The sequence below is a fragment of the Mycolicibacterium iranicum genome (assembly GCF_002101705.1).
Taxonomy (GTDB): Bacteria; Actinomycetota; Actinomycetes; order Mycobacteriales; family Mycobacteriaceae; genus Mycobacterium; species Mycobacterium iranicum.
In genome coordinates, this window is sequence record NZ_LQPC01000047.1 from 353,670 (window position 1) to 374,470 (window position 20,801).

Here is a 20,801-nt window from a genome sequence, read left to right on the forward strand (position 1 = left end):
ACATCCACTGTCGCAGAGCATTGATCGATAGTGTGGAAAGGCTCTGCGATGATCCGTGTTTTCCTGGTCGATGACCACGAAGTTGTCCGGCGCGGACTGATCGACCTGCTGAGTGCTGACTCCGCGCTCGACGTGGTGGGAGAGGCAGGCTCGGTTGCGGAGGCGATGACACGGGTACCCGCCGTCAATCCTGACGTGGCGGTGCTCGACGTGCGCCTGCCTGATGGCAACGGGGTCGAGTTGTGCCGCGATCTCCTGTCTCGGATGCCGAATCTGCGATGCCTGATGCTGACCTCGTTCAGCTCGGATGAAGCGATGCTCGATGCGATCCTCGCCGGAGCGAGCGGATACGTCATCAAGGACATCAAGGGTATGGAGCTCGCCAAGGCGATCAAGGAAGTGGGCGCAGGTCGGTCCTTGCTCGACAATCGAGCCGCGACTGCGCTGATGTCACGAGTGCGCGACGCCGCTGAACGCGCTGATCCGCTGTCGGGGTTGACCAGTCAGGAAAGAGTGCTGCTGGACCTACTCGGCGAGGGACTGACCAACCGGCAGATCGCGAGCCGGATGTTCCTCGCCGAGAAGACCGTCAAGAATTACGTGTCGCGACTGCTCACCAAGCTCGGATTGGAGCGTCGCACCCAGGCGGCCGCATTCGTCTCGCGGCTCGACCGCCCCAACCGTGATCGTTGAGCTCACGTCTGAGCTCGAAACCTCAACGGAGCCAGGAGTCGACGCCGATGACGGGGTCACCACAGGCCGCAGCGGCGATCAGAATGGCAACGCCGGTGGGTGCCGACCCATTCCAAGTCACGTCGAAAACTTTCGTCGAACCGCGTTCGAAGCCAACGGGTCTCAATGTAGGCGCCACGCCGCCCCAGATGGACACCGAGGGGCGGGCAGGGGCCGAGGTGACCTGACCACTAGCCCACGGGGTGTTGCCGCTGCCGATCCTAAAACTCGGGCTTCTTAAGGCCTAGAGTCGAAGGTCACGTTTCTGTTCGTGGCGGTGAATGAATGTGATCGCCTGGAACACGGTCGATTTAGCGCTGGCCGTCAGATCGCAGATCACGTCACAACTTGACGCTATCTATTCCAGTGTACGTCCACTACTGTCAGGGAGTCACACTCAAGCAGCCGGGTGATGGCAGATCCGCTGGTCCGCATGACCAGGGGCCGAGCGCGAGAGGCGGCCATCAGAGCACCGTCGGATCCGGAGCCGGCGGGTGCCCAGCGCTTTCGTCTTGGTCGTCGCGCCGTCGACGAAAATCGTTGCGCCTTGCGGCCTTTCATCATTCACAGATGGACAATTGGCTGCGCGAGACAACGCTGATCACAGGTCACGTGCAACAGTTGGGATCAAGCACGACGCACAAAGCCTTCAGGGCCTCGCGTCGCACCCTGTGAAATACGTTCATTCCACGGCGTTCCGACGACACGATGCCGGCGTTGCGCAGTTGGCCGAGATGGTGACTGGCGGTTGATTCGCTGATTCCCAGCGCCGTCGCCAGGGCGCTGCTGGTTTCCTCCCCGTCGGCGCTTCCGAACAACAGCGACACAAGTTTGATTCGGACGGGATCGGCGATTGCCTTGAGCCGCATCGCGATCTGCAGTGCGACGTCGTCATCGACTGGCCCCGCGGCGACAGGTTCGCAGCAGACAGGCTGGGACATGTCGATGACCGGCAGTGCTTTCGGCATAGACGCATCCTGTCACAGTATTGACATATATCAAAAAGGTGGCATGCTCGCCTTAGCGCGCTACTTCGATATATGTCGCATTGCTACCGTGGAGGTCGTATCATGTCCCGTGTCCAATTGGCCCTCAACGTCGACAACCTCGATGAGGCGATCACGTTCTACTCGAAGCTCTTCAATACAGCCCCGGCCAAGATCAAGCCGGGCTACGCCAACTTCGTCGTGGCGGAACCGCCCCTGAAGTTGGTGTTGATCGAAAACGCCGGCCACGGCGGCACGCTGAACCATCTTGGTGTCGAGGTGGCTTCCAGTGATCAGGTGCACTCCGAGATTGCCCGGCTCACCGGCGAAGGCCTGTTCACCGATGAAGAAATCGGCACCACCTGTTGCTTCGCCACCCAGGACAAGGTGTGGGTGACAGGGCCGGCAGGGGAGAAATGGGAGGTCTACACGGTCCTCGCTGATTCCGAGACGTTCGGCACCAGCCCGCAGCATCTCACCGCAAGCAGCGGTGCCGAGGCGGCTGGCGTATGCTGCGGCACCCAGCTCACCCCATAGTCCGCCAAAGTCGTTGCGGCGGTGGTTAACTGCGGAGAATGTCCACCGCCGCACGGCGTTCTCCCGGGTATAGGGGCTCATTCATTCACCGTTCACTTGCACATTGATTCGATGAATGTCAATATCGATGAATGTCGAAATCAAGCGGCCTCGCCGCCGACGGCCAGTGTTGTCCGCCGGGCTCTCTTTTGCGCGAGCCCCTCACGGCAACCGCAGCCGGCGAGATGGCCGTGCGGTTCAAGGCGCTCGCCGATCCGGTGCGCCTTCAACTGTTCAGCGCGATCGCCAGCCACGAGGGCGGGGAAGCCTGCGTATGCGACGTGTCGGCCGGGCTTGAGGTTTCCCAGCCGACTGTGTCGCATCACCTCAAGGTCCTTCGCGACGCCGGCCTGCTCACCTCCGAGCGTCGCGCCTCCTGGGTCTACTACGCCGTCGTGCCCGAGGCGCTCGCCAGCCTCGCCGGCGTCTTGGGCGCCAGCGGGCACGCCGTGGGAACGCCGGTATGACCGAGACCTCCACCGCCGCGACTCCGGCTGTCGTCGGAAAGCTGTCCACCCTCGACCGCTTCCTGCCGCTGTGGATCGGCCTGGCCATGGTCGCCGGACTGCTGCTGGGTCGGTGGATTCCGGGCTTGAACACTGTTCTGGAAAGTGTTGCCATCGACGGCATTTCGTTGCCGATAGCGCTGGGCCTGCTGATCATGATGTATCCGGTCCTGGCGAAAGTGCGCTACGACCGTCTCGACACCGTCACCGGCGACCGCAAACTGCTGCTGTCCTCGCTGATTTTGAACTGGGTGTTCGGTCCGGCGCTGATGTTCGCACTCGCCTGGCTCATGCTGCCCGACCTCCCCGAGTACCGCACCGGACTGATCATCGTCGGGCTGGCGCGCTGCATCGCCATGGTCATCATCTGGAACGACCTCGCCTGCGGCGACCGCGAAGCCGCCGCCGTGCTCGTCGCCTTGAATTCGATGTTCCAGGTGTTGATGTTCGCGGTCCTGGGTTGGTTCTACCTCTCGGTGCTGCCGGGCTGGTTGGGCCTGGAACAGACGACGATCGACACCTCGCCGTGGCAGATTGCCAAGTCGGTGCTGATCTTTCTCGGAATACCGCTGCTGGCCGGCTACCTGTCGCGCCGTATCGGTGAGAAGGCCAAAGGCAGACAGTGGTACGAATCGAAGTTCCTTCCCGTGATCGGGCCCTGGGCACTGTACGGCTTGCTGTTCACCATTGTCATTCTCTTTGCGCTCCAAGGTGATCAGATCACCAGCCGCCCGCTTGATGTCGTCCGCATTGCTCTGCCGCTGCTGGTCTACTTCGCGGTCATGTGGGGCGGCGGCTACCTGCTGGGTGCGGTGATCGGATTGGGCTACGAACGCACCACGACTTTGGCGTTCACCGCCGCCGGGAATAACTTCGAACTGGCGATCGCCGTCGCGATCGCCACCTATGGAGCAACCTCCGGGCAAGCGCTGGCCGGAGTGGTCGGACCGCTCATCGAGGTGCCGGTTCTGGTGGCGCTGGTGTACGTATCGCTGGCGCTGCGCCGCAGGTTCGGCATTCGCACACCTCACCACGTCCATACCCCGCCGGAATCAACAAAGGAGTAGATGATGAGCGAGAGCCCCGTAGCGTTCAAACGCCACATCCGTGCCGACCTGTCGATCGATCAGCAGCACGCGCTGCTGACCGCCGCGACGCGTCTGCAACGCACCTTTGGTGACACCTTCGGTGTCGAGACCATTGAGCGTTTCCTGCACTCGTCCTACGACCAATTCGCCGGTCGTGCTTCGGTTCCCAACTTCCTGCCACTGCTGGCAGAACGGTTCGCCCGTCAACGCCTCAACGCGTTGGCGCGCGTCGAGGGCAAGGTCGCCGACGGCAAGCCCACCGTGCTGTTCCTTTGCACCCACAACGCCGGCCGCTCGCAAATGGCGCTCGGCTACTTCACCCACCTGGCGGGTGACAACGCGGTGGCGTGGTCGGGTGGCTCGGAGCCCGGTGATCAGGTCAACCCCTCGGCCGTCGCAGCAATGGCCGAGGTCGGCATCGACATCGCCGGCGAGTTCCCGAAACCGTGGACCGAGGAGATCGTCCAAGCCGCCGATGTCGTGGTGACGATGGGTTGTGGCGACGCCTGCCCCATTTTCCCCGGCAAGCGTTATGAGAACTGGGAATTGCCCGACCCTGCTGGGCAGTCCGTCGAGTCCGTCCGGCCCATCCGCGATGACATCGAAGAACGAGTCCATCGCCTGCTCGATGAGCTTGGCGTCGCCGTCCGCCGAAGCTGAACCGTCGAATGGTCGAAAACCCGAAACCCTCGGTGCTGTTCGTCTGTGTCAAGAACGCCGGCAAGTCGCAGATGGCCGCAGCACTGATGCGCAAGCTCGCCGGCGACAGCGTCGACATTGATTCGGCGGGCACCAAGCCCGGTGGCAGCGTCAACGCCCTCTCGGTGGAAAGTCTCAAGGAAGTCGGAGTCGACATCTCGGCGGAAGCACCCAAACCCATTGACCCCGAACGCGTTCGAGACGTTGACTACGTCATCACGCTGGGTCGTGAAGCGCATGTCACACCCGTTGACGGCACGGCCTTCGAGACCTGGGAGACCGACGAACCGTCCGACCGGGGCATCGACGGGATCGAGCGCATGCGCCTCGTCCGCGACGACATCGCGAACAGAGTGGACGACCTTTTTCGGCGACTGACCAAGGATTCAGCCTGAATCACCGGTATCCAGTCGGCGACGGTTGACCCGCCGCGAAGTCCAGCGGGGAGACGTCAGTGTGCGTGGTCGTGATCCTCATGCCCGGCAAGAGGTTGCGGCGCCGGAAGCGGCTCGCTGACCGGCTGTCGCGCGGCTCCTGGAGGCGACCCGACCGGCGCGGGCACCGCAGCCCGAACCTCAGCGGCGTCGCCGCCGTGTCCATGGCCGCCGTGTCCATGGTCGCCGTGCCGGAGACCTGAAGCAGCTCCGACGACGGACGCGAGCGTGACGATGCCCACGGCGACCAGGAGGATCGCCGCGTTGGCGAATGCAGGTACCGATCCTCCACGCAGCCCGCGATACCACACCCAACCGGCGCCCATGACCACGTAGATCTGAAGCAACAGTGCGCACAGGTCCGCGGCCGCTATCAGCTCGACCTGGCCGGCATGGGGACCCACCGGCGCCCCTGCAGTGCGGGACAGCGCCCATAGCGCAATCGCGCCTACGTTGAGCAGAATCCCCGCGGCAAGCACGCCAACGGATGTGCGGACGAGAACGATCCGCGACCACATCAACTGGAACAACGCCGCCGACAGAAAGAAGACGCCTGCAGGTTTCCACTCTTGCCAGTGGGCGGGGACCACCGCGAAATGAATGACAGAGGCACCAAGTGAGGCCAACGCGGCGAGCCGAGCCGCCAATCTGCTGTCGGTGTTCTCCACAGTCTGCTGTGCCACTCGTCCGATGATGGCACCAAGCCGACCGGCCAGAAACTCTGTGACACCACATCGCCATCCGACCGAGACGGCTCCGTCACCTCTGACCGGATCGTCCATGGGAAGGCGGCGAAAGGTCGCAGTTCGTTTGACTGCGGTCTCATCCCGACAGCGCAACCTCGCGTTACCCCGGGTACCCGGATACCGATTTATGCCCAACGTGTCCTGTGGCACGTGCTCCAATGACATGGCGGGGAGTGAGCACAGTCGAGGTGGAACAGGGGGATGCTCGTGGGGGGCCGTCCTTCTTTATTCGCCGCCGTGATGAGATCTTGGCGCGAGCCCGGCCGGTATGACTGGTTGGTACAGCTCGTCGAGGTCAACGGTTACGGGCGCCTGACCCGATACGGAATCGCCCTGGCGTGCTTGGCAATCGGTGCCTGGCCGATTCTCTTGGCCCTCAGCCCGGAAACGATTCCCGATACAGCCACTCGAATCGTGACCGTTATCTTCGGGATGGTTGCGATCGCGTTCGGAGGGTGGTGGCTGGTCGGTTGGCCCACGCGTCGGCAGTCGACTTTCATCGTCGTCGTCCTGAATTCCGCCATCGCCTTCTGGTGCGTCGCGTACACGCTCGCGGGCCGGCCCGTCGCAGGCACTGTGGCTTTCGCCGTCACCGCCAGCTACGTGGCGTGTGTTCAGACTCTGCCGCAACTGGTTGCCCTGTTGACCCTTGCGTCCGCGATCAACATCTTGGGGATGGTGACCGTCGGGATGGCCGGTCATCCGGCAAGTGGCCTGGCAGACGGCCTCCTTCGGCTGGCGTCGGTCACCGTTGTGCCGATGACGATCCGGACATTGGTCGACCTGCTCGGCGAAGCCGCGGTCGTCTCCGATATCGACCCGCTGACGGGGCTGGCGAACCGGCGAGGTTTGACGCGAGCGATTCGGCACATGGTGAGCACCCTTCCTGCCGACAGTCCGGGCAAGGTCTGCGCGACCATGATCGACATCGACGACTTCAAAAAGATCAACGACACCAAGGGGCATGCCGCCGGCGACGGGGTGCTGGTGGATCTCGCCGAGACATTGCGAACAGTCAGTCCCGATGGAGCCGTGATCGCGCGGATCGGCGGTGAGGAATTTGCGATAGTCGCCGTCTGTGACGCCGAGGGCGCCGTGCGGGTCGCCGAGGGACTGCGTGACGCGCTCCGCGCCGAGCCTGCTGATTTCACCGCCAGCTTTGGTGTCGCGTCGACCACCCTGCCGCCGCGTGCCGCGGTCGACTCGATCCGGCTCACCGAGCGCCTCCTCGAGGATGCCGATCATGCGATGTATCTGGCCAAGCGTGCCGGGGGCGACCGGATCGAGGTCGCCGGTATCCGCTAGCTATCGGGGCGGATCGCCGCGCCAGCTGAAGCTGTTGACGTACTTGCCCATGTCCAGTGCCAGCTGAAGGTTGGCCGCAGAGGGCTTACCGGATCCGAAGTCCGGCCCGAACGCGCGATACGGGCCGACGGCGCCCGCGATCAGCGCCAGGTCATTCTTGACGGCGACCATCACGATGATGCGCATCCGGGTCGAACTGCTCATCGCACCCTGCGGCCAGACGTCGGCGGCCAACCCGTAACCCGGCTGGTAGCCGACCATCGTGTTCGGTATCTCGTAGGCGGTCTTGGTGTCCGGGTAGGTTTCGTGCAACAGGGTGTAGGCGATCTCCTCGGCGCTGCGACCCTCGGCCGGTCGGCTGAACAACTGCATGGTGCCGCCGTCGCCTGCCTGCAGCACTGCGGTCACACCGTCTGATCGCGTGGACACCGCATAGGCTGCGCCCTCGGCCGGATAGGACACCGAGAACGCCCCGTCGGCCGACGTGAAGCGGGGGTTGATCTCGACGGCACGATTCATCGGTGGGCTGCCGCACTCGGGCGGGCAGACATATTTGGCCGCGGGGGTAGAGATCAGCCCGGACAGACCGATCAGCGCGCCAGCCACAATGACGATGGTGACGCTCAGCGCCAGCGCGACGGTGCGGAACGACGTCTTCGGTGCCTGGGTCGCCTCGAAAGTGCCGGACTGCGTCGAATAACCCGGAAGCAGTCCTACGACGACCTTCCCGGCCGCGGTTGCGTCGGCGACAGGGACAGGGCGATTGTCCCTTCGGATTTGGCGCGACCGGCGTGAGCACGCCCCCATGGCAGCGCCGCATCTCGCACAGAATGGCGCATCCGGCACGATGTGATTGCATTCGACGCACAGGATCGGTTCGTCGGTGCGCACCTCGTCGTGCGCCTCATGCAAAAGGGCCAGATGCAGACCCACCCGGAGGGCGAACAGGGCAAGGCCGGTCAAGGTCAGATGCAGTGCCAGCTGGAGCCATTGAGGGAAACGCACGACGTCCACCAGGCCCAGCCCGGCGTAGACGGCGATCACCACGACCGCGATCAAGATGAGCGTCAGGCGAACGAAGGCACGCCCCTGGTCGGCTTTGTTCGCCGGCCGTGTGAACCACAAAGCCGTCCCGATGAGACCGCCCACGGCAGCGGCGGTCAGCGGCATGGCGATACCGCGGATGCCGGCCTCGACGAGCAGCCCGTCCATCGGACGGGCACGGTTGATCATCCCGGTGGTGAACTGGGGTGCCAGCCGGGTCAGCGTGGCTGCCGCGGTGAACGTCAAAGCGCCCAGAGCCCCGATGGCGTAGCCGTCCAACGCTTCCCGTCTACCACGCCAGGTGACCCGGGCCACCAGCGCTGGGACCAGCATGAGCATCATGCTGCCCAGCGGCACACCGATGCCGTCGCGCAGAATGCGTCCACCGGCGATACCCGCGCCGAGTGGAACGCCGTAGGCGCGGGCCACCGCAGCTCCTGTCAGCAGCACCCAGCCGACTCCGAGGATGAGGCCGAGTGCGACCGTCAATACCAGTGTGCTCCATGGAATGTCATGGGAAACACCGGATTCGCGCAAGTAAAGAGCGAAAAGTAGCGGAAGGCCGAGTGATGCCACCGCGATGAGCGCAGCCGGCATCCGGCACACGGCGGCGACCGTCAACGCGGCCATCAGCAGCCCGAGCCCCATCAGGAACACCCGGCGCGCTCGCGGTGTCAGGTGTGGAAAGAGTGAACTGGTCAGCGCAGGTGTCACCAGTCGCTGGCCGGGTGCCGCGCTGAAGGCCCTGGCACGCAACCAGTGTGGGCCGTCCCCGCCGCGGTGCTCCGCCAACGGGACGCCGCACAGCCCGCAGAATTCGCCCGCGGGGACGTCGATCTGACAGACCGGGCATTCCACCACTCCGGTCGGACTGCTCATCAGTACCGTCTCTTCGTCGCGCAGCTACTCATCAGGCTTGCACCTTTTGAGCCAACAGCACGTTTCGCACCAAATTGTCGACATCGGGGGTGCCCAATCCGGTGACCAAGTCATAGCCGGGTCCCGCATTGTCGACTGCGTTGCCGCCCAACGTGACATCGCGATATGCGGGTCGTGGCGCGCCCTGGGCGATGCGGTACAGCAGCGGGTTGATGTCGCCGATCAGCGCACCGCCGTTCTCAAGCAGATACTGGTTCATCACCGCCGTCAGTCCGGCCCAGATGGGCGCGGATTGTGACGTGCCGCCCCCGACGACGACCTCGTCGTTGAGTACGAATTTCACCCCGGTGAACGGGTCGGCGACCGCAGCGACATCGGGTGTCATCCGCTTGCCGTTGTGCCGCTGGGGAGCGATCCCGGCTGCGGCATCCTGCTGCCAGGCCGGCATGTCGAACAGTGCAGACACCCCGCCACCGGTGCCCTGGGACAACGGCACATCGAACCACGTCTGCTCCGACACCCACGTCCCGTCGGCGTCCGTGGACAGGGTGGTCCCCCCGACGCTCGTCATCTCCGGCAGCGACGCAATGGAATCCAGACCGATGTCCTGGTCGCTCGGAGGCGACGACCAGTCTTGCCCGCCGCGGCACTCCATGCCGGCGAGGTCTCCGCTGGCGTTGTACGCCGTGGTGCCGTGGGATTGCGCGGTGCGCAGCGCGGCCCGAACGGGAGCCAGATCGGCGGCCGTGATCAGCTTGTCGCAGCCCCAGCCGATCGAGAAACTCCACACCGCCCCAGGGAATTGGCGATCGGTCTGCTCGAGCATCTCACCGATTTTGCGGTATCCGCCGTCCGTGCCCACCGTGGGTAGTGCATTGACCACGACCTTGCGGGCGTCGGGTGCAATGGCATGGGCCACTTGCAGATCCATCGACAATTCACCGCGCACCTCTTCCGGCACGCCTCCGACCACTTCGGGGGCCAACCGCGGCAACGCGAACGTCGACGTGAACTTGTCCAAGTCCGACTGGTGGAAACCGTCGAAGGCGAAGATCACGATGGTGATGCCCTTGCCCGTAAAACCGGCCCTGGCCAGATCGTCGGCGTTATAGGAATTCAGCAGAGCATTCGGGCCCAGTCCGCGGTCGGGCACATCGAGAGGGATGTGGTCGGGTCGCGACATGTGGTGCGGCGTGTAGCTGAGGATCCGGCCCATCTCGGACACCTCGCCGCGCAGGTGCTCGGGCACCGACGGTTGGTGCGGTGAGGCGTAGAAGAGTTGTCCCTTCCTGCCCCGGTAATCGCGCACGGAAACGTCGAAGGCCCGCTCGACGGCATCGGGAGGCCCCTCGACGACCGCCCAGTCATCACCCGGTCGCCACCGGACCGACAGGGATTGGTCTGTGGCCCAGTCCATGAGCGCGCTGGGCCGAGACGGGTCGGTCAGGCTTGCCGTGATCTCGATGCTTTGCTCGCGCGCCGGTCCGAGATCGGTCGATGCTTCCAGCAGTGATGCATACGGACCTTCGATAAGCCGGTCATCGGGTCCGCGGTCGCTGGTGGACAGACCAACGCCCGCCGCCACGGCTCCGACGAGGAGCACGGTGGCCAGCGGGCGCAGGGTCGCCTTATTCATGGCTCGCACACGATCTCGGAGCGTGCCCGGACGGTGGCCGGGCACGCTGGCTCACTGACCGTAGTCGTCGCGACCCGGATTGACCGTTTGCTGAGGTGCCTGCACCGGAGGAGTGAAGATGTTCGGGCCGTCGGGATCAGGGGCCTTCTCGGTCGGACTCAGCGGCGGCGTCGTGGTCGTGGTCGTAGTGGTGGTGGTGGTGCTCGACTCTTCGGGGGTCCCGCTGTCGGTGCTACACCCCGCGGTGACGCCGATCATCGCGATGGCGGCGCCAAGACCCACCCCTGCGGCGATCCGGCGAAGACGAACTGATGCCATTTTGGTCCTTTACTGGGTCTCTTCAAGCTAACAACGGTCGCGCTTAACTAACGCACGCGTGTGTCAATCGTATTCCGAGCACCGTGGTACGTGCAGCGGAACTCGTAGCACTCGGCCCGCTGGCGGTGGTCGAGCCCGCCTTCACGAGCCCTCTGCAAAGCGCTCTATTCGAAACGCGGAGCCGATGCCACCCGGGTGATATCGCCGAAAAGCGGGCCCCATTCGAACTCGGCGATGACCGCGTTCATCGACGTCGAGGGGGAGCCGTCGTCAATCCCGGTCGCCAGGTCCACGAGTGCGCCCGCGGCGGAGGTGAGCGTGATGTCGTGCCGCCGCGATACCTCCAGCAACTCGCCGAACGCCTCGCCCGGTGAGTAGCGCCGCCGCCCGATGAGGATTCCCTGCGCGAGGTCAATTGTTCGACGGCCCTCCGAGCTGCGATCTGGGCGACGACTCTGCTGGCGCATCCGTCCAGCATGGCAGCGCGACCTCCTCCTCGGCTGAACATCTGGTGGCCGATGGCTGACGTCGAGGCGCCTGTTTGGCGGCCGGTGCCTCGGCGCAACCGTCGACATGTGCCGGTCCGTCTCATGCGACGTGCTGGGCCGTCGGAATGTCGGCGTGATCCTGGGGTGCGCGGTGGGCCAGGGCGATCCGTAGGCGTTGGCGGCCTCGGTGCGCTCGGGACATGACGGTGCCGATCGGGACATCGAGGATCTCCGCGGTCTCCGTGTAGGTGTGGCCGGCGACGAACGCGAGGTAGACCACCTCTGCGAAGCCCTCCGGCAATGCCGCCAGCGCGGCACTGACATCGGCATCCGGGATGCGCTTTAACGCCTCAGCTTCGGCGGACATCGTGCCGGAAGCGCCTGCCGTGCTTGCCAGCACCCGATCGGTGATCGCGTCCTCTGCGACCTCAACGGGACGGCACTGCTTGGCGCGGTAGCCGCTGATCCACTTGTGGTGAAGGATCGTGAACAGCCAGGCCTGCATGTTGCTGTCTTCGCGAAACTGGTGCAATCCGGTGTAGGCCCGCAGGAACGTCTCCTGGAGCAGGTCCTCGGCGTCGGCCTCCGATTTGGTCAGTCGTCGTGCGCCGCGGCTCAACACGTCGCGGTAGGGCAGGACGTCGCGGGTGAAGCGGTCGGCTAAATCGGCATCGCAGGCCGCTTCGCGGGCGAGCGCGGTTATGGTCATTTCCAGTCCTCGATCTGTCGTCCGCGACGTGTCAGCGTCTCGGCGCCCTAGGGTTTGGGGAAAGCAATCGGATGAAGTGCGTGGCAATGATGTTTCGCCGGCGGGGGCGTCAGCGGACCCTTGGAAACCCGTAGTCAGCGGTGCCGAAGGTGCTCAGTCCCCGATGAAGGTGACGGTCTCTCCAAGGGACGCCCTGCCGGTGCGGATGTAGTTCACCGCGTGGTCCTCGTAACCGATCGACATTCCGCAGAACAGCATGAGGTCATCGGGCGGACGAACGGTCTCTGCGACGGTTTCGCGAACCTGGGACCACGCCATCTGCGGACAGCTGTGCAGCCCTTCGGCACGCAGGAGCAGCATGACGGTCTGGAGGTACATTCCGAGATCGGACCACTGAGGTCGCCCGAGGTCGCGATCGATGTAGCAGAACAGGGCCGCGGGTGCGCCGAAGCAGTCCCAGTTGCCGATGGCGGCGCGCTGGCGCGCGTCCCAGTCTTGCCGAGCGATTCCCAATGAGGCATACCGCTCGTTACCGAACGCCCTCCGGCGTTCGACGTAGGGTGACTTCAAGCTGCTGGGATACATCTCGAATTCTCTTTCATCCCAGGCAAATCCGGCCGCGACTCGCTCGATGGCGACCTTCTTGAGGCAGGCCAGCGGTGTACCGGTGAGGACATAGATTCGCCACGGCTGAATGTTCGATCCCGACGGGGCCCAAGATGCCGCGGCCAATACACGCTCCAACGCCTCCGCCGGCACGGGCTCATCGGTGAATCCGCGCACCGCCCTTCGGCTCAGTACCGCTTCGTAGACGTCCACCATCGCGCCTTCCTCGTGACCATCAGCTTCTTGCTTCCAGCCTTGCAGGGGTCGAAACCGCGGAAACCCTTGACAATTCGTGGTTTGGTTCAGCCGGCCCAGGAACCGGTGCGCAACTGGCGTCGTGACGTGATACCGAGTTTGACGAAGACCTTCCGCAGATGCCATTCCACAGTGTGGGTGCTGATGAACAGCTGGGCGCCGATCTCTTGATTGGTCAGGCCCGCCGCGGCCAGACGCGCTATCTGCGCCTCCTGCGCGGTGAGGTCGTCACCCGCGCCGAGGGGGTGCTTGCGCACCTTCTGGCCGGTGGCGACCAATTCGCGCCGGGTGCGTTCGGCGAAGCCGAGTGCGCCCATCCGCGTGAACATCTCGTGGGCGGCATCGAGATGCCGCTTGGCGTCGCGGCGACGATTCATACGCCGGAGCCATTCGCCGAACGAGAGGTGTGTGCGCGCCTCGTGCAGTGTGATGCCTGCATCCCTGAGGCGGTCAATCGCTTCGACGAACAATGCCTCGGCATCCTGCTGGGGCGCCAACAGCGCCTGGGCAGCGGCCACCGCACCCAGACCCCAGTTCGTCCCGCTGGAGCCCGCTCGCGCTTCGAATCGCGGCAGGGCCTCCGCGGCGGATTCGCGATCGCCGGCGTGCACGGCGGCCTCGATGAGCTCGAAGAGACACCAGCTGTAAAAGCCCAGATCCTCGTACTCACAGCACTTGCGAGCGGCGGCGAGCGCCTCGTCGTACCGGCCGGCGCCGTTGAACAGCACCGCCGAGGTGTACCGGGCGAGTCCGACCAGCCGACCTTCACCTCGGGTGCCTCCGTCGGCAGCGGCCGCTTCGATCAGACCGAGAGCGTCTGACGGTACTCCGCGCCACGCACCGAGGGTCAGGGAGTGATACTTCACCGGCGTCGCGCCCACGGATGTGGTGATGGTCGTGGCTTCTTCGAGAAGTTCTGCTGCTCTGGCGAGCTCGCCCAGGTAAACGTGGACGCCGGCTAAATGGGTCAGTGCGGGCGGAAGCATCGCCAGAGCGCCGGTATCACGCGCGCGCCGAACCATGTCGGTCGCGATGCGTTTCAGGACAGCGTCGTCCCACAGTTCGTGCGCAGCCGACTCCTGCGCGATCGGGAACGGCCAGTGGGCGGGGAGGTCAGAGTCTTTCTCGGTCGCGATGCTCCAGAGTTCCAGCGCGTTGCGCAGATCTTCGGACCCGGCTCCCGGCCCCTCCAAGATCCGCGTGGACATGCCCCTCAACAGATAGTCGACGGGACGGTCCAGCGAGGGCAGCCGATCGGCAGCCGCCCGGGCTGATGCGGCGATCTGTGCCAGCACCTCCGGATGGCCGAGTCGGCCGGCGTACATGGCGGCAGCCACAGCTTCGAGATGTGTCTCTCGCGCCAGTCGCGGATCGACATCCTCGAGTGTTTTTGCTGCACAGTGCAACTGACGTGCCGACTCCGCCAGAGTGGGGGCGCCGGGTTCGCCGCTGCGGCTGCGGGCGAAGTCCATCTGAGCCCGCATCCGGGCGACCTGCGCCCGTTGCAGGTCAGACAGCGGACCTGACTCGGCGATCGCGAGAAGCTCATGGGCCGCGGCAGGCGCCGCGGCGTCCCGCTTCGCCTCTGCGGCTGACAGTGCCCTGGAGCCTCGAAGGGCCGGGTCGGAAGTCAGTACAGTGGCGCGCTCCAGAAATGCTGCGGCGGCTGCGATTCCGCCCCTGCGCTGAGCGCGGCCGGCCGACGCTTCCAGCTCAGCGGCGATCGTATCGTCCTGTCCTGCGGCTCCGCCGGCGGCATGCCAGGCCCGACGATCGGGATCTGTGTGCGGATTGGTGGCTTCGGCAAGTGCGCGATGAATTTCGCGGCGATCGTCCATCGACGCGGCGCGGTAGGCAGCCGACCGAACCAGCGGGTGGTGGAAGCGCATTCGGGGACCGAACTCGATGACACCTGCCGCCTCGGCGGGGGCGAGAGCGTCGACCGCAATGCCCAGGATCGCCGCTGCGCGCAGGAACAGCCCGGAGTCGCCCACCGGTTCGGCGGCGGCCACCAGCAACAGCTTCTGCGTCTGAGTCGGCAGGGACCGAATGCGTTGCGTGAAGGTTTCTTCGAGCTGTCCCGGCGAGTACCGTCCACCCATGTTCCAGAAGCCGCCGGCCAATTCAGCGGGGGAGAACCTGCGTGGTATTTCCAGAATTGCCAATGGATTGCCGCGTGTTTCGGCGACCACCCGGTCGCGTATCCCGGGATCAATTCCTCCCACCATGACCGATTCCAGAAGCTCCCGTGCGTCGCCGTCGGACAGACCCGCGACTGCGATGTCGGGTAGTCCTGCCAGGATGGCCGGTGCGTCGCGGACCGCGGCGATCACGGCAACTGATTCGGCCATCAGGCGACGAGCCACGAAACCGAGGACCTGCACCGACACCTCGTCGAGCCACTGGGCATCGTCGACCACACACAGCAGCGGTTGGCCCTCAGAGGCCGCCGCCAGCAAGCTCAACACGGCAAGGCCGACGAGGAACCGGTCCGGTGTCGGTCCTACACCGCGGCCGAACGCCACATTCAGGGCGTCCCGCTGCGGCTCCGGCAACCCGTCGACGAGGTTCATGAGCGGAACGCACAGCTGGTGAAGCCCGGCGAAAGCCAGCTCCATGTCGGACTCCACGCCCGCGACATGTATGACCCGAAATCGCGTTGACTGGTCTCTCGCGTACCGCAGCAGCGCGGTCTTGCCTACGCCCGCGTCGCCGCGCAGAACAAGCACCTGGCTCTGACCCGATCGCGCGCCGGCAATCGCACCCCGGATCGCCTCGCATTCGCTGTCCCTGCCGCGCAAAGGTTGTTGTTGACCCTTGCTCGACATAGCCACCACCGCATCCGGTTCCGACGGACCCGTCCCCACCGCTTCGAGTAGGTGCCGGTCCGATCGCACAGAATGGTAGCTATTGATTGTCGCTCCGGTCACGTCAACGCTGGGGTTTGGCGGCGGTCTCCAGAATCCAATCCGCCAACCGGATGTCGAAGAGGGCGGCGCCCGAGCCCGGGACGAGCGTGCCTTCGCTCACGTCGACGCCCCAGTACCTGGCTGCCGGGTCGGTGATCACCACGCGGTGATCGCCACGCGCCGTCAAAGCCGTCCGAAGGACTTCGTCGATCGTGAACTCTTCGGGTCCGCCGATCTCGCTGATGCCGTTGAGAGGGTTGTTCACCGCAGCGATGGCGACCGCCTCGGCGACATCGGCGGACGCCATCGGCCGGATCGGTGACGGTGGCACGCGGATGGTGTCGCCGACAGTCGCGGTGTCGGCGATGCTGTTCAGGAACTCGAAAAACTGGGTGGCGCGCACGATTGTGTAGGGAATCGGCCCGGCCGCGATGAGCTCCTCCTGTGCCAGCTTGGCCCGAAAATACCCGCTGTCGTCGGCCAGTCTGTCGGTGCCGACGACTGAAAGGGCGACGTGATGACCGACGCCTGCGGCGGTCTCGGCACGAAGCAGGTGGGATGTGGAGAGCCGGAAGAACTCCATGGCGGCCCGGTCCTCGAACGACGGCGAGTTCGACACGTCGACGACAACCGACGCGTCGCTGAGCACGCCGTCGACGCCCTCGCCGGTCACCGTATTCACGCCGGTGCCGGGGGCTGCCGCGACGACGGCATGACCGTGGTCGGTGAGGTTCTGCACGACCTTCGAGCCAACGAGCCCGGTTCCTCCGATGACGACGATCTTCATGACTCTCCTCTCCGCGGTTGCCGACGCAGCCGTCTGAGGACCGGAACCCGCGGACCCGATGGGATTCATCCCGGGTGGTCGTCGCTCTTGGATCTTCGTGTCAGTAGCCCCAACCCGCAGGCACGCATCGAAAGACATCCCCCGCGGTGGCGACGTGGCAGACGGACGGAAACGGTAGATGGGTGGCTACCAGCGCCTCGCCGGTGGCGGCGAGCTCGCGCAGGAGTTGGACTCGAACGCGCGCCGACTCCTCAGGGTTGTGCTCGAAACCGTTGTGCCACTCAGGATTGTCGAAGCCGGGGGCGAACACCGCGTCACCGGCGAACGTCAACCCATCCCCGCCGGAGGCCAACCGTACGATGCTGTGCCCCGGGGTGTGGCCAGCGGTACGCGCGACGAGCACGCCGGGTGCCACCTGATACTCCGATTCGAAAGTCTTTATTTGGCCTCGGTATTCGTCAAGGAACCTCGACGCGATGGAGCGAAGGGCATTCGGTACCGGTGCCGGCATGTCTGTATGCGAGAAGTCGGGTGCCTCCCAGAACTCGGCCTCGGCCGCCGCCACGTGAATGTGAAGGTCGGGGCGAAGTCGTTCCTTGAGTCCTTCAGTGAGCAACCCGCCGACATGATCCATGTGGAGATGGGTGAGCACCACATCCGTGACGGTGGACAAATCGATGCCGGCCGCCTCCAGTCGGTTCGCCGTCTGTCCTGCCCTGGGGAAGTCGGGGAATTCGACGCCGAGTCCGGCATCGACCAGGATGGTGCGCCGGCCGCTGCGTACCACGATCACGTTCAGCGGCCAATCCAGCACATCCTTGGGCAGAAATCTGTCCTCTAGCCAGTTTCCGAAGTCCGCGGTATCGGCGTTGGTGGCCATCGTCTTGGCCGTGATGGGTAACACTCCGTCGCTGATGACCAGCACCTCGATGTCACCCACTTGGACGGCGTACCGCGACGGCACCAATTCGTCGATTCCCTGCGCGCCGAATGCATTGCTTTCCACGCTCATGATGTCTCCTCCTGACAGCCACGTTCCGGTGAAGCTGCCAATGGCGCTGCTGACTCGTCGAACCCGCGGCTGCGCGGAAATTCATCCCGGCGATGTCGACGGTCGCGCAGAGGAGAAAATCACCGGGTTTCGATCACCTGGCGTGCCACATCGAAGAGCTTGGTGTCGGTGGTCTGCGAGATCTGGCGCATCATCTCGAAGGCGCGCAGGTCGTCGACGTCGTAGCGCTCCATGATGATGCCTTTGGCCTGACCGATCTGATCACGAGTCCGCAGCGCGGCTCTGAGGTGGTCGCCGTGCTGATTGGCCAAGATCGCCGCGGTGGCGTGCGCGGCCAGGATGCCACCGATCGCGAGGTCGTTGTCGTCCCACACGTGCGGCTGAAATCCGAAGAGGTTGAGCGCGCCCGCGGTCCGATCCGCTGTGAACATCTTGAACGAGAGACCGCTTCGGACGCCGATGTCGAGCGCGGCCGGCGAGTATCGCGGCCAGCGCACCTCTGACCGGAAGTCATCCGTGACGACCTCGGTGTCGTCGAGTGCTGCCTGCATACAGGGGCCCTCGCCGAGAGACATCTGTAGGTCGTCCAGCTGTTTGGGTATCTGCGCGGTGCCTGAAACGGACTCGTGAGCGCTTGCCCGGATCAGTAGAATTCCCGCGGTATCGACCCCCGGGATGAGATCGACTGCAGTCGCTGTGACGGAGTCGAGGATATCGCTCGCCGACCAGGCGCCCGACGTCGCTCTGGCGAGGTCGGCCATTCGCGCAGCAAGGTCGGTTCCGCTGGGCAGTGTCATGTAGTCCTTTGGTCGGTCTCTGGTCGTTTCCGGCTACCCGCTGGAGGACGAACGAACCCTGCGCGAGGACAGGCGTTTGTCCGCGTCCGCGCCGGGAAACGAGCAGCACGAGCAGAAGCTCGCCGCCGAACAGCAGAAGCGAGAAGAAGTTTCGTCCGCGGCGGTGCGTGCACAGGTCGACGCACAATGCGAGGTCCTGCAGGCCAGGAACCGTGAAGCAGCGGCCACAGACGCCTGACGGGTTGGCGGGCCCCCACACGAATGCCCCCGTGAACGGTCACGGGGGCATTCGGAGCCGCGGGATCAGCGCACAGCAGCGAGATCGCGTCGTGGGCACTGATCGGCATCGCGTAGCGCGAGCGGAACGGTTGCGGAAAAATCGAATCGGGCCCCACCCCGCAGGAGGGGTGAGGCCCGATCGATCAAGCGAATCTATTTGGCGTTCTCGGCGCTCTCCTGGCGTGCCTCGGCAGCGGTCGCAGCGGCGCGTGCCGCTTCGGCCTCAGCCTCTTTCTTGGCTACGTCGCGCTCGGCTTCAGCCTTATCCTGCTGCGCGCGGCCTTCTTCACGAAGACCGTCGTTGTCGGTAACAATGCCGATCACTTCCTTGGCCTTGCCCTTGACATCTTCGACCACGCCGTCGATGGCGTTCTCGGGTCCGCTGTCGCCCACGGGTGTTCCTTTCGCTCAGTTTTCGAGGTGAGTGACTACTACCCGTTTCGCATTGTGGCTCCAACGCGTTGTGACTCAGGTCATGAAGGAAACAAGCCTCACAGATGAGGAGCTTCCTTGATGGTGCTGTCAGGCTTGCCGACGGTCTGACAGAACGTGGCGACGGACAGCCGCGTCCCGGTGAGCTCAGCGTTGCTCGGCTCGTTCTTGCCCTCATCGGTCAGCATCTTGGTGATCGCTTCGTTCTGCTTCTTCTCTTCTGCCGATTGGAAGTCCGAGCACGTGGTGTCGCCGCCGTCATTGGTGACTTGGGAGCAGCCGCTCAGGACTGCGGTGGCGGCCAATGCTGACATGAGAAGAACTTTCGCGTGCGTCATGGCCTACCTTTGCCCCGGAGTCGACACGACCAAACCATGCTGCAGTTCGTCGGTCGATCAGCCTGCGCGCCACCCGGTCTTGGAGTTCCAAACGAATTGCTGGCGGCGATGAGCGAGCCGGTCGAGGCGGGCCAGCGCCGTCGCGAGATCGGTGGCCAGGGGCAATTCGCCCTCTGGGTCGCAGACCGACAGCAGTCGTCGCACCGCTGGGCTGCCGACGATCGCCCAATCCACGTCACTGCGCGAACAGTGGACGCTGATGTAGTACAGCGCGGTGAAACCCAGGCTTCCGAAGAAGTCGACGGCCCGCATGTCCAGTATCAGCTGCCGCGAGATGCCGGTGTGACGCTCCACGTAGCGGCCGAGCTCTCTGCCGTTGAGGGCGTCGACTTCGCCGATCACAGCGACGGCCACCCGATGCGACGCACAGTGTCGAACGTCGAACACTGCACTGCCACAACGCTGTTGATCATCGGTCGATGCGAATCTCGGCCGGAAGATCTGCTCAGATCTGATAGCTACATCCTCACGCTCACGACTGGTTGCGGAGGTGCCTTTGGGTTATCGACGGGTGCGGTCTGTCGCCAGACCGGACGGGATCTCATGCCGAGGGCACGTCCTCGCGGGCTGGTAGCTCAACCTTGGTCCAGGATAGTACGGAATCAGTGGCTTGGGAACGACTATGCCACGTTTGCCATTCGAGCCGGTGAAGTTACATTTCAGCATCGACGCCCGTCAAGGTTGCTTACGTAGACGTCAATCAGAAGAGCTGGCGCTACGGATTTCGTCGTGACCGTCAGTGCCCGGGCAGGCGGACCACCTGAACGAAGAACTCGTCGATCTGACGGACCGCGCTCATGAACTGGTCGAGGTCGACGGGCTTGGTTACGTAGGCGTTCGCGTGCAGCTTGTAGCTGCGCAGAATGTCCTCCTCGGCTGACGACGTGGTCAGCACGACCACCGGAATGTCGCACAACTCGGGATCGGACTTGATCTGCTCCAAGAGCTGCCGGCCGTCGTACTTGGGAAGATTCAGGTCGAGCAAGACCAGATCCGGGCGGGGCGCCAGTTCGTGGTCGCCGCGGCGGTACAGGAAGTCCAGGCCTTCCTGGCCATCCCTGGCCACGTGAAGTGTGTTGGCAATCTTGTTCTGCTCGAATGCTTCTCGTGTGATGAGTTCGTCGCCGGCATCGTCTTCGACGAGTAGAACGTCGATCGTTCGGGTAGGAGTTGACATCAG

24 protein-coding genes are annotated in these 20,801 nt (G+C 64.5%); 8 read left to right on the top strand and 16 right to left on the bottom strand.

The window, feature by feature from the left end; translation table 11 throughout:
- The first annotated feature begins 48 nt into the window (after positions 1–48).
- Positions 49–693, top strand: coding sequence for a response regulator (locus AWC12_RS22940; RefSeq protein WP_024447457.1), 645 nt, complete (start codon positions 49–51; stop codon positions 691–693).
- A gap of 647 nt (positions 694–1,340) precedes the next feature.
- Here the strand turns inward: AWC12_RS22940 and AWC12_RS22945 are convergent.
- On the bottom strand, positions 1,341–1,700 hold the full coding sequence (locus AWC12_RS22945; protein ID WP_085177118.1) for an Rv2640c family ArsR-like transcriptional regulator: 360 nt from the start codon (positions 1,698–1,700) through the stop codon (positions 1,341–1,343).
- A gap of 102 nt (positions 1,701–1,802) precedes the next feature.
- Between AWC12_RS22945 and AWC12_RS22950 the strand changes: the two genes are divergently transcribed.
- The 5 genes from AWC12_RS22950 (at position 1,803) to AWC12_RS22970 (ending at position 4,982) form a co-directional block, all read left to right on the top strand.
- Positions 1,803–2,255: an ArsI/CadI family heavy metal resistance metalloenzyme gene (locus tag AWC12_RS22950; protein WP_085177120.1), complete on the top strand. Its 453-nt coding sequence runs from the start codon at positions 1,803–1,805 to the stop codon at positions 2,253–2,255.
- Between the two features lie 131 nt (positions 2,256–2,386).
- Positions 2,387–2,761 (top strand): ArsR/SmtB family transcription factor, encoded by a 375-nt coding sequence (locus tag AWC12_RS22955; protein WP_085177122.1) that lies wholly within the window; start codon positions 2,387–2,389, stop codon positions 2,759–2,761.
- Complete coding sequence (gene arsB / locus AWC12_RS22960; RefSeq protein WP_085177124.1) at positions 2,758–3,867, top strand: ACR3 family arsenite efflux transporter; 1,110 nt, start codon at positions 2,758–2,760, stop codon at positions 3,865–3,867. Before AWC12_RS22955 ends, arsB begins: the two co-directional genes overlap by 4 nt.
- Positions 3,868–3,870: 3 nt before the next feature.
- Positions 3,871–4,548, top strand: a complete 678-nt coding sequence (locus AWC12_RS22965) for an arsenate reductase ArsC (RefSeq protein WP_024447452.1) — start codon at positions 3,871–3,873, stop codon at positions 4,546–4,548.
- 8 nt (positions 4,549–4,556) lie between these two features.
- Positions 4,557–4,982: an arsenate-mycothiol transferase ArsC gene (locus AWC12_RS22970; RefSeq protein WP_085177126.1), complete on the top strand. Its 426-nt coding sequence runs from the start codon at positions 4,557–4,559 to the stop codon at positions 4,980–4,982.
- Positions 4,983–5,038: 56 nt separating this feature from the next.
- Here AWC12_RS22970 and AWC12_RS22975 read toward each other — a convergent pair whose 3' ends face one another.
- Positions 5,039–5,704 (bottom strand): hypothetical protein, encoded by a 666-nt coding sequence (locus AWC12_RS22975; protein WP_234814119.1) that lies wholly within the window; start codon positions 5,702–5,704, stop codon positions 5,039–5,041.
- Positions 5,705–6,007: 303 nt separating this feature from the next.
- Between AWC12_RS22975 and AWC12_RS22980 the strand changes: the two genes are divergently transcribed.
- Entirely contained in the window at positions 6,008–7,072 is a 1,065-nt protein-coding gene (locus tag AWC12_RS22980) for a GGDEF domain-containing protein (protein WP_024447449.1), read from the top strand.
- Here AWC12_RS22980 and AWC12_RS22985 read toward each other — a convergent pair whose 3' ends face one another.
- From AWC12_RS22985 to AWC12_RS23030, 10 genes are all read right to left on the bottom strand, one after another.
- The gene (locus tag AWC12_RS22985) at positions 7,073–8,995 is read right to left on the bottom strand and encodes a DUF2339 domain-containing protein (protein ID WP_085177128.1); all 1,923 of its coding nucleotides are present in this window, start codon (positions 8,993–8,995) and stop codon (positions 7,073–7,075) included. It lies immediately after the preceding gene.
- 31 nt (positions 8,996–9,026) lie between these two features.
- Positions 9,027–10,631, bottom strand: coding sequence for a S53 family peptidase (locus AWC12_RS22990; protein WP_085177130.1), 1,605 nt, complete (start codon positions 10,629–10,631; stop codon positions 9,027–9,029).
- Between the two features lie 51 nt (positions 10,632–10,682).
- Positions 10,683–10,949 carry a hypothetical protein gene (locus tag AWC12_RS22995; protein WP_024447446.1) on the bottom strand — a complete coding sequence of 89 codons (267 nt, stop codon included), beginning with the start codon at positions 10,947–10,949 and terminating at the stop codon, positions 10,683–10,685.
- Between the two features lie 164 nt (positions 10,950–11,113).
- Positions 11,114–11,416: an ANTAR domain-containing protein gene (locus AWC12_RS31210; RefSeq protein ID WP_165762848.1), complete on the bottom strand. Its 303-nt coding sequence runs from the start codon at positions 11,414–11,416 to the stop codon at positions 11,114–11,116.
- A 121-nt stretch (positions 11,417–11,537) separates the two neighbouring features.
- Positions 11,538–12,146: a sigma-70 family RNA polymerase sigma factor gene (locus AWC12_RS23005; protein WP_085177134.1), complete on the bottom strand. Its 609-nt coding sequence runs from the start codon at positions 12,144–12,146 to the stop codon at positions 11,538–11,540.
- Positions 12,147–12,299: 153 nt separating this feature from the next.
- Positions 12,300–12,965 carry a nitroreductase gene (locus AWC12_RS23010; RefSeq protein WP_024447443.1) on the bottom strand — a complete coding sequence of 222 codons (666 nt, stop codon included), beginning with the start codon at positions 12,963–12,965 and terminating at the stop codon, positions 12,300–12,302.
- Positions 12,966–13,054: 89 nt separating this feature from the next.
- Entirely contained in the window at positions 13,055–15,835 is a 2,781-nt protein-coding gene (locus AWC12_RS23015) for a helix-turn-helix transcriptional regulator (protein ID WP_085177422.1), read from the bottom strand.
- Positions 15,836–15,938: 103 nt separating this feature from the next.
- Complete coding sequence (locus tag AWC12_RS23020; protein WP_024447441.1) at positions 15,939–16,703, bottom strand: SDR family oxidoreductase; 765 nt, start codon at positions 16,701–16,703, stop codon at positions 15,939–15,941.
- Positions 16,704–16,803: 100 nt separating this feature from the next.
- Entirely contained in the window at positions 16,804–17,715 is a 912-nt protein-coding gene (locus tag AWC12_RS23025) for an MBL fold metallo-hydrolase (RefSeq protein WP_085177136.1), read from the bottom strand.
- A 119-nt stretch (positions 17,716–17,834) separates the two neighbouring features.
- Positions 17,835–18,512: a GAF and ANTAR domain-containing protein gene (locus AWC12_RS23030; protein ID WP_085177138.1), complete on the bottom strand. Its 678-nt coding sequence runs from the start codon at positions 18,510–18,512 to the stop codon at positions 17,835–17,837.
- A 76-nt stretch (positions 18,513–18,588) separates the two neighbouring features.
- Between AWC12_RS23030 and AWC12_RS31215 the strand changes: the two genes are divergently transcribed.
- Positions 18,589–18,750 carry a hypothetical protein gene (locus AWC12_RS31215; protein ID WP_162562239.1) on the top strand — a complete coding sequence of 54 codons (162 nt, stop codon included), beginning with the start codon at positions 18,589–18,591 and terminating at the stop codon, positions 18,748–18,750.
- 194 nt (positions 18,751–18,944) lie between these two features.
- On the opposite strand, the gene mbp1 is transcribed toward AWC12_RS31215, so the two are convergent.
- The 4 genes from mbp1 to AWC12_RS23050 form a co-directional block, all read right to left on the bottom strand.
- On the bottom strand, positions 18,945–19,184 hold the full coding sequence (gene mbp1 / locus AWC12_RS23035) for a microaggregate-binding protein 1 (RefSeq protein WP_024447438.1): 240 nt from the start codon (positions 19,182–19,184) through the stop codon (positions 18,945–18,947).
- Positions 19,185–19,282: 98 nt separating this feature from the next.
- Positions 19,283–19,537, bottom strand: coding sequence for a hypothetical protein (locus AWC12_RS23040; RefSeq protein WP_420087733.1), 255 nt, complete (start codon positions 19,535–19,537; stop codon positions 19,283–19,285).
- Between the two features lie 81 nt (positions 19,538–19,618).
- Positions 19,619–20,077 (bottom strand): STAS domain-containing protein, encoded by a 459-nt coding sequence (locus AWC12_RS23045; protein ID WP_036465298.1) that lies wholly within the window; start codon positions 20,075–20,077, stop codon positions 19,619–19,621.
- 280 nt (positions 20,078–20,357) lie between these two features.
- The gene (locus AWC12_RS23050; protein WP_024447435.1) at positions 20,358–20,798 is read right to left on the bottom strand and encodes a response regulator; all 441 of its coding nucleotides are present in this window, start codon (positions 20,796–20,798) and stop codon (positions 20,358–20,360) included.
- Positions 20,799–20,801: the final 3 nt, after the last annotated feature.

Excerpts from the sequence above, each read along its gene's own strand:
- AWC12_RS23005 (WP_085177134.1), bottom strand. The coding sequence starts at position 12,146 with ATGACCATAACCGCGCTCGCCCGCGAAGCGGCCTGCGATGCCGATTTA.
- AWC12_RS22955 (WP_085177122.1), top strand. The coding sequence starts at position 2,387 with ATGTCGAAATCAAGCGGCCTCGCCGCCGACGGCCAGTGTTGTCCGCCG.
- AWC12_RS22940 (WP_024447457.1), top strand. The coding sequence starts at position 49 with ATGATCCGTGTTTTCCTGGTCGATGACCACGAAGTTGTCCGGCGCGGA.
- AWC12_RS22965 (WP_024447452.1), top strand. The coding sequence starts at position 3,871 with ATGAGCGAGAGCCCCGTAGCGTTCAAACGCCACATCCGTGCCGACCTG.
- arsB (WP_085177124.1), top strand. The coding sequence starts at position 2,758 with ATGACCGAGACCTCCACCGCCGCGACTCCGGCTGTCGTCGGAAAGCTG.
- AWC12_RS22990 (WP_085177130.1), bottom strand. The coding sequence starts at position 10,631 with ATGAATAAGGCGACCCTGCGCCCGCTGGCCACCGTGCTCCTCGTCGGA.
- AWC12_RS23030 (WP_085177138.1), bottom strand. The coding sequence starts at position 18,512 with ATGACACTGCCCAGCGGAACCGACCTTGCTGCGCGAATGGCCGACCTC.
- AWC12_RS22980 (WP_024447449.1), top strand. The coding sequence starts at position 6,008 with ATGAGATCTTGGCGCGAGCCCGGCCGGTATGACTGGTTGGTACAGCTC.
- AWC12_RS22985 (WP_085177128.1), bottom strand. The coding sequence starts at position 8,995 with ATGAGCAGTCCGACCGGAGTGGTGGAATGCCCGGTCTGTCAGATCGAC.
- AWC12_RS22950 (WP_085177120.1), top strand. The coding sequence starts at position 1,803 with ATGTCCCGTGTCCAATTGGCCCTCAACGTCGACAACCTCGATGAGGCG.
- AWC12_RS23025 (WP_085177136.1), bottom strand. The coding sequence starts at position 17,715 with ATGAGCGTGGAAAGCAATGCATTCGGCGCGCAGGGAATCGACGAATTG.
- AWC12_RS22945 (WP_085177118.1), bottom strand. The coding sequence starts at position 1,700 with ATGCCGAAAGCACTGCCGGTCATCGACATGTCCCAGCCTGTCTGCTGC.
- AWC12_RS23040 (WP_420087733.1), bottom strand. The coding sequence starts at position 19,537 with ATGTCAGCATTGGCCGCCACCGCAGTCCTGAGCGGCTGCTCCCAAGTC.
- AWC12_RS23020 (WP_024447441.1), bottom strand. The coding sequence starts at position 16,703 with ATGAAGATCGTCGTCATCGGAGGAACCGGGCTCGTTGGCTCGAAGGTC.
- AWC12_RS22995 (WP_024447446.1), bottom strand. The coding sequence starts at position 10,949 with ATGGCATCAGTTCGTCTTCGCCGGATCGCCGCAGGGGTGGGTCTTGGC.
- AWC12_RS31210 (WP_165762848.1), bottom strand. The coding sequence starts at position 11,416 with ATGCGCCAGCAGAGTCGTCGCCCAGATCGCAGCTCGGAGGGCCGTCGA.
- AWC12_RS23050 (WP_024447435.1), bottom strand. The coding sequence starts at position 20,798 with ATGTCAACTCCTACCCGAACGATCGACGTTCTACTCGTCGAAGACGAT.
- AWC12_RS22970 (WP_085177126.1), top strand. The coding sequence starts at position 4,557 with ATGGTCGAAAACCCGAAACCCTCGGTGCTGTTCGTCTGTGTCAAGAAC.
- AWC12_RS23015 (WP_085177422.1), bottom strand. The coding sequence starts at position 15,835 with ATGTCGAGCAAGGGTCAACAACAACCTTTGCGCGGCAGGGACAGCGAA.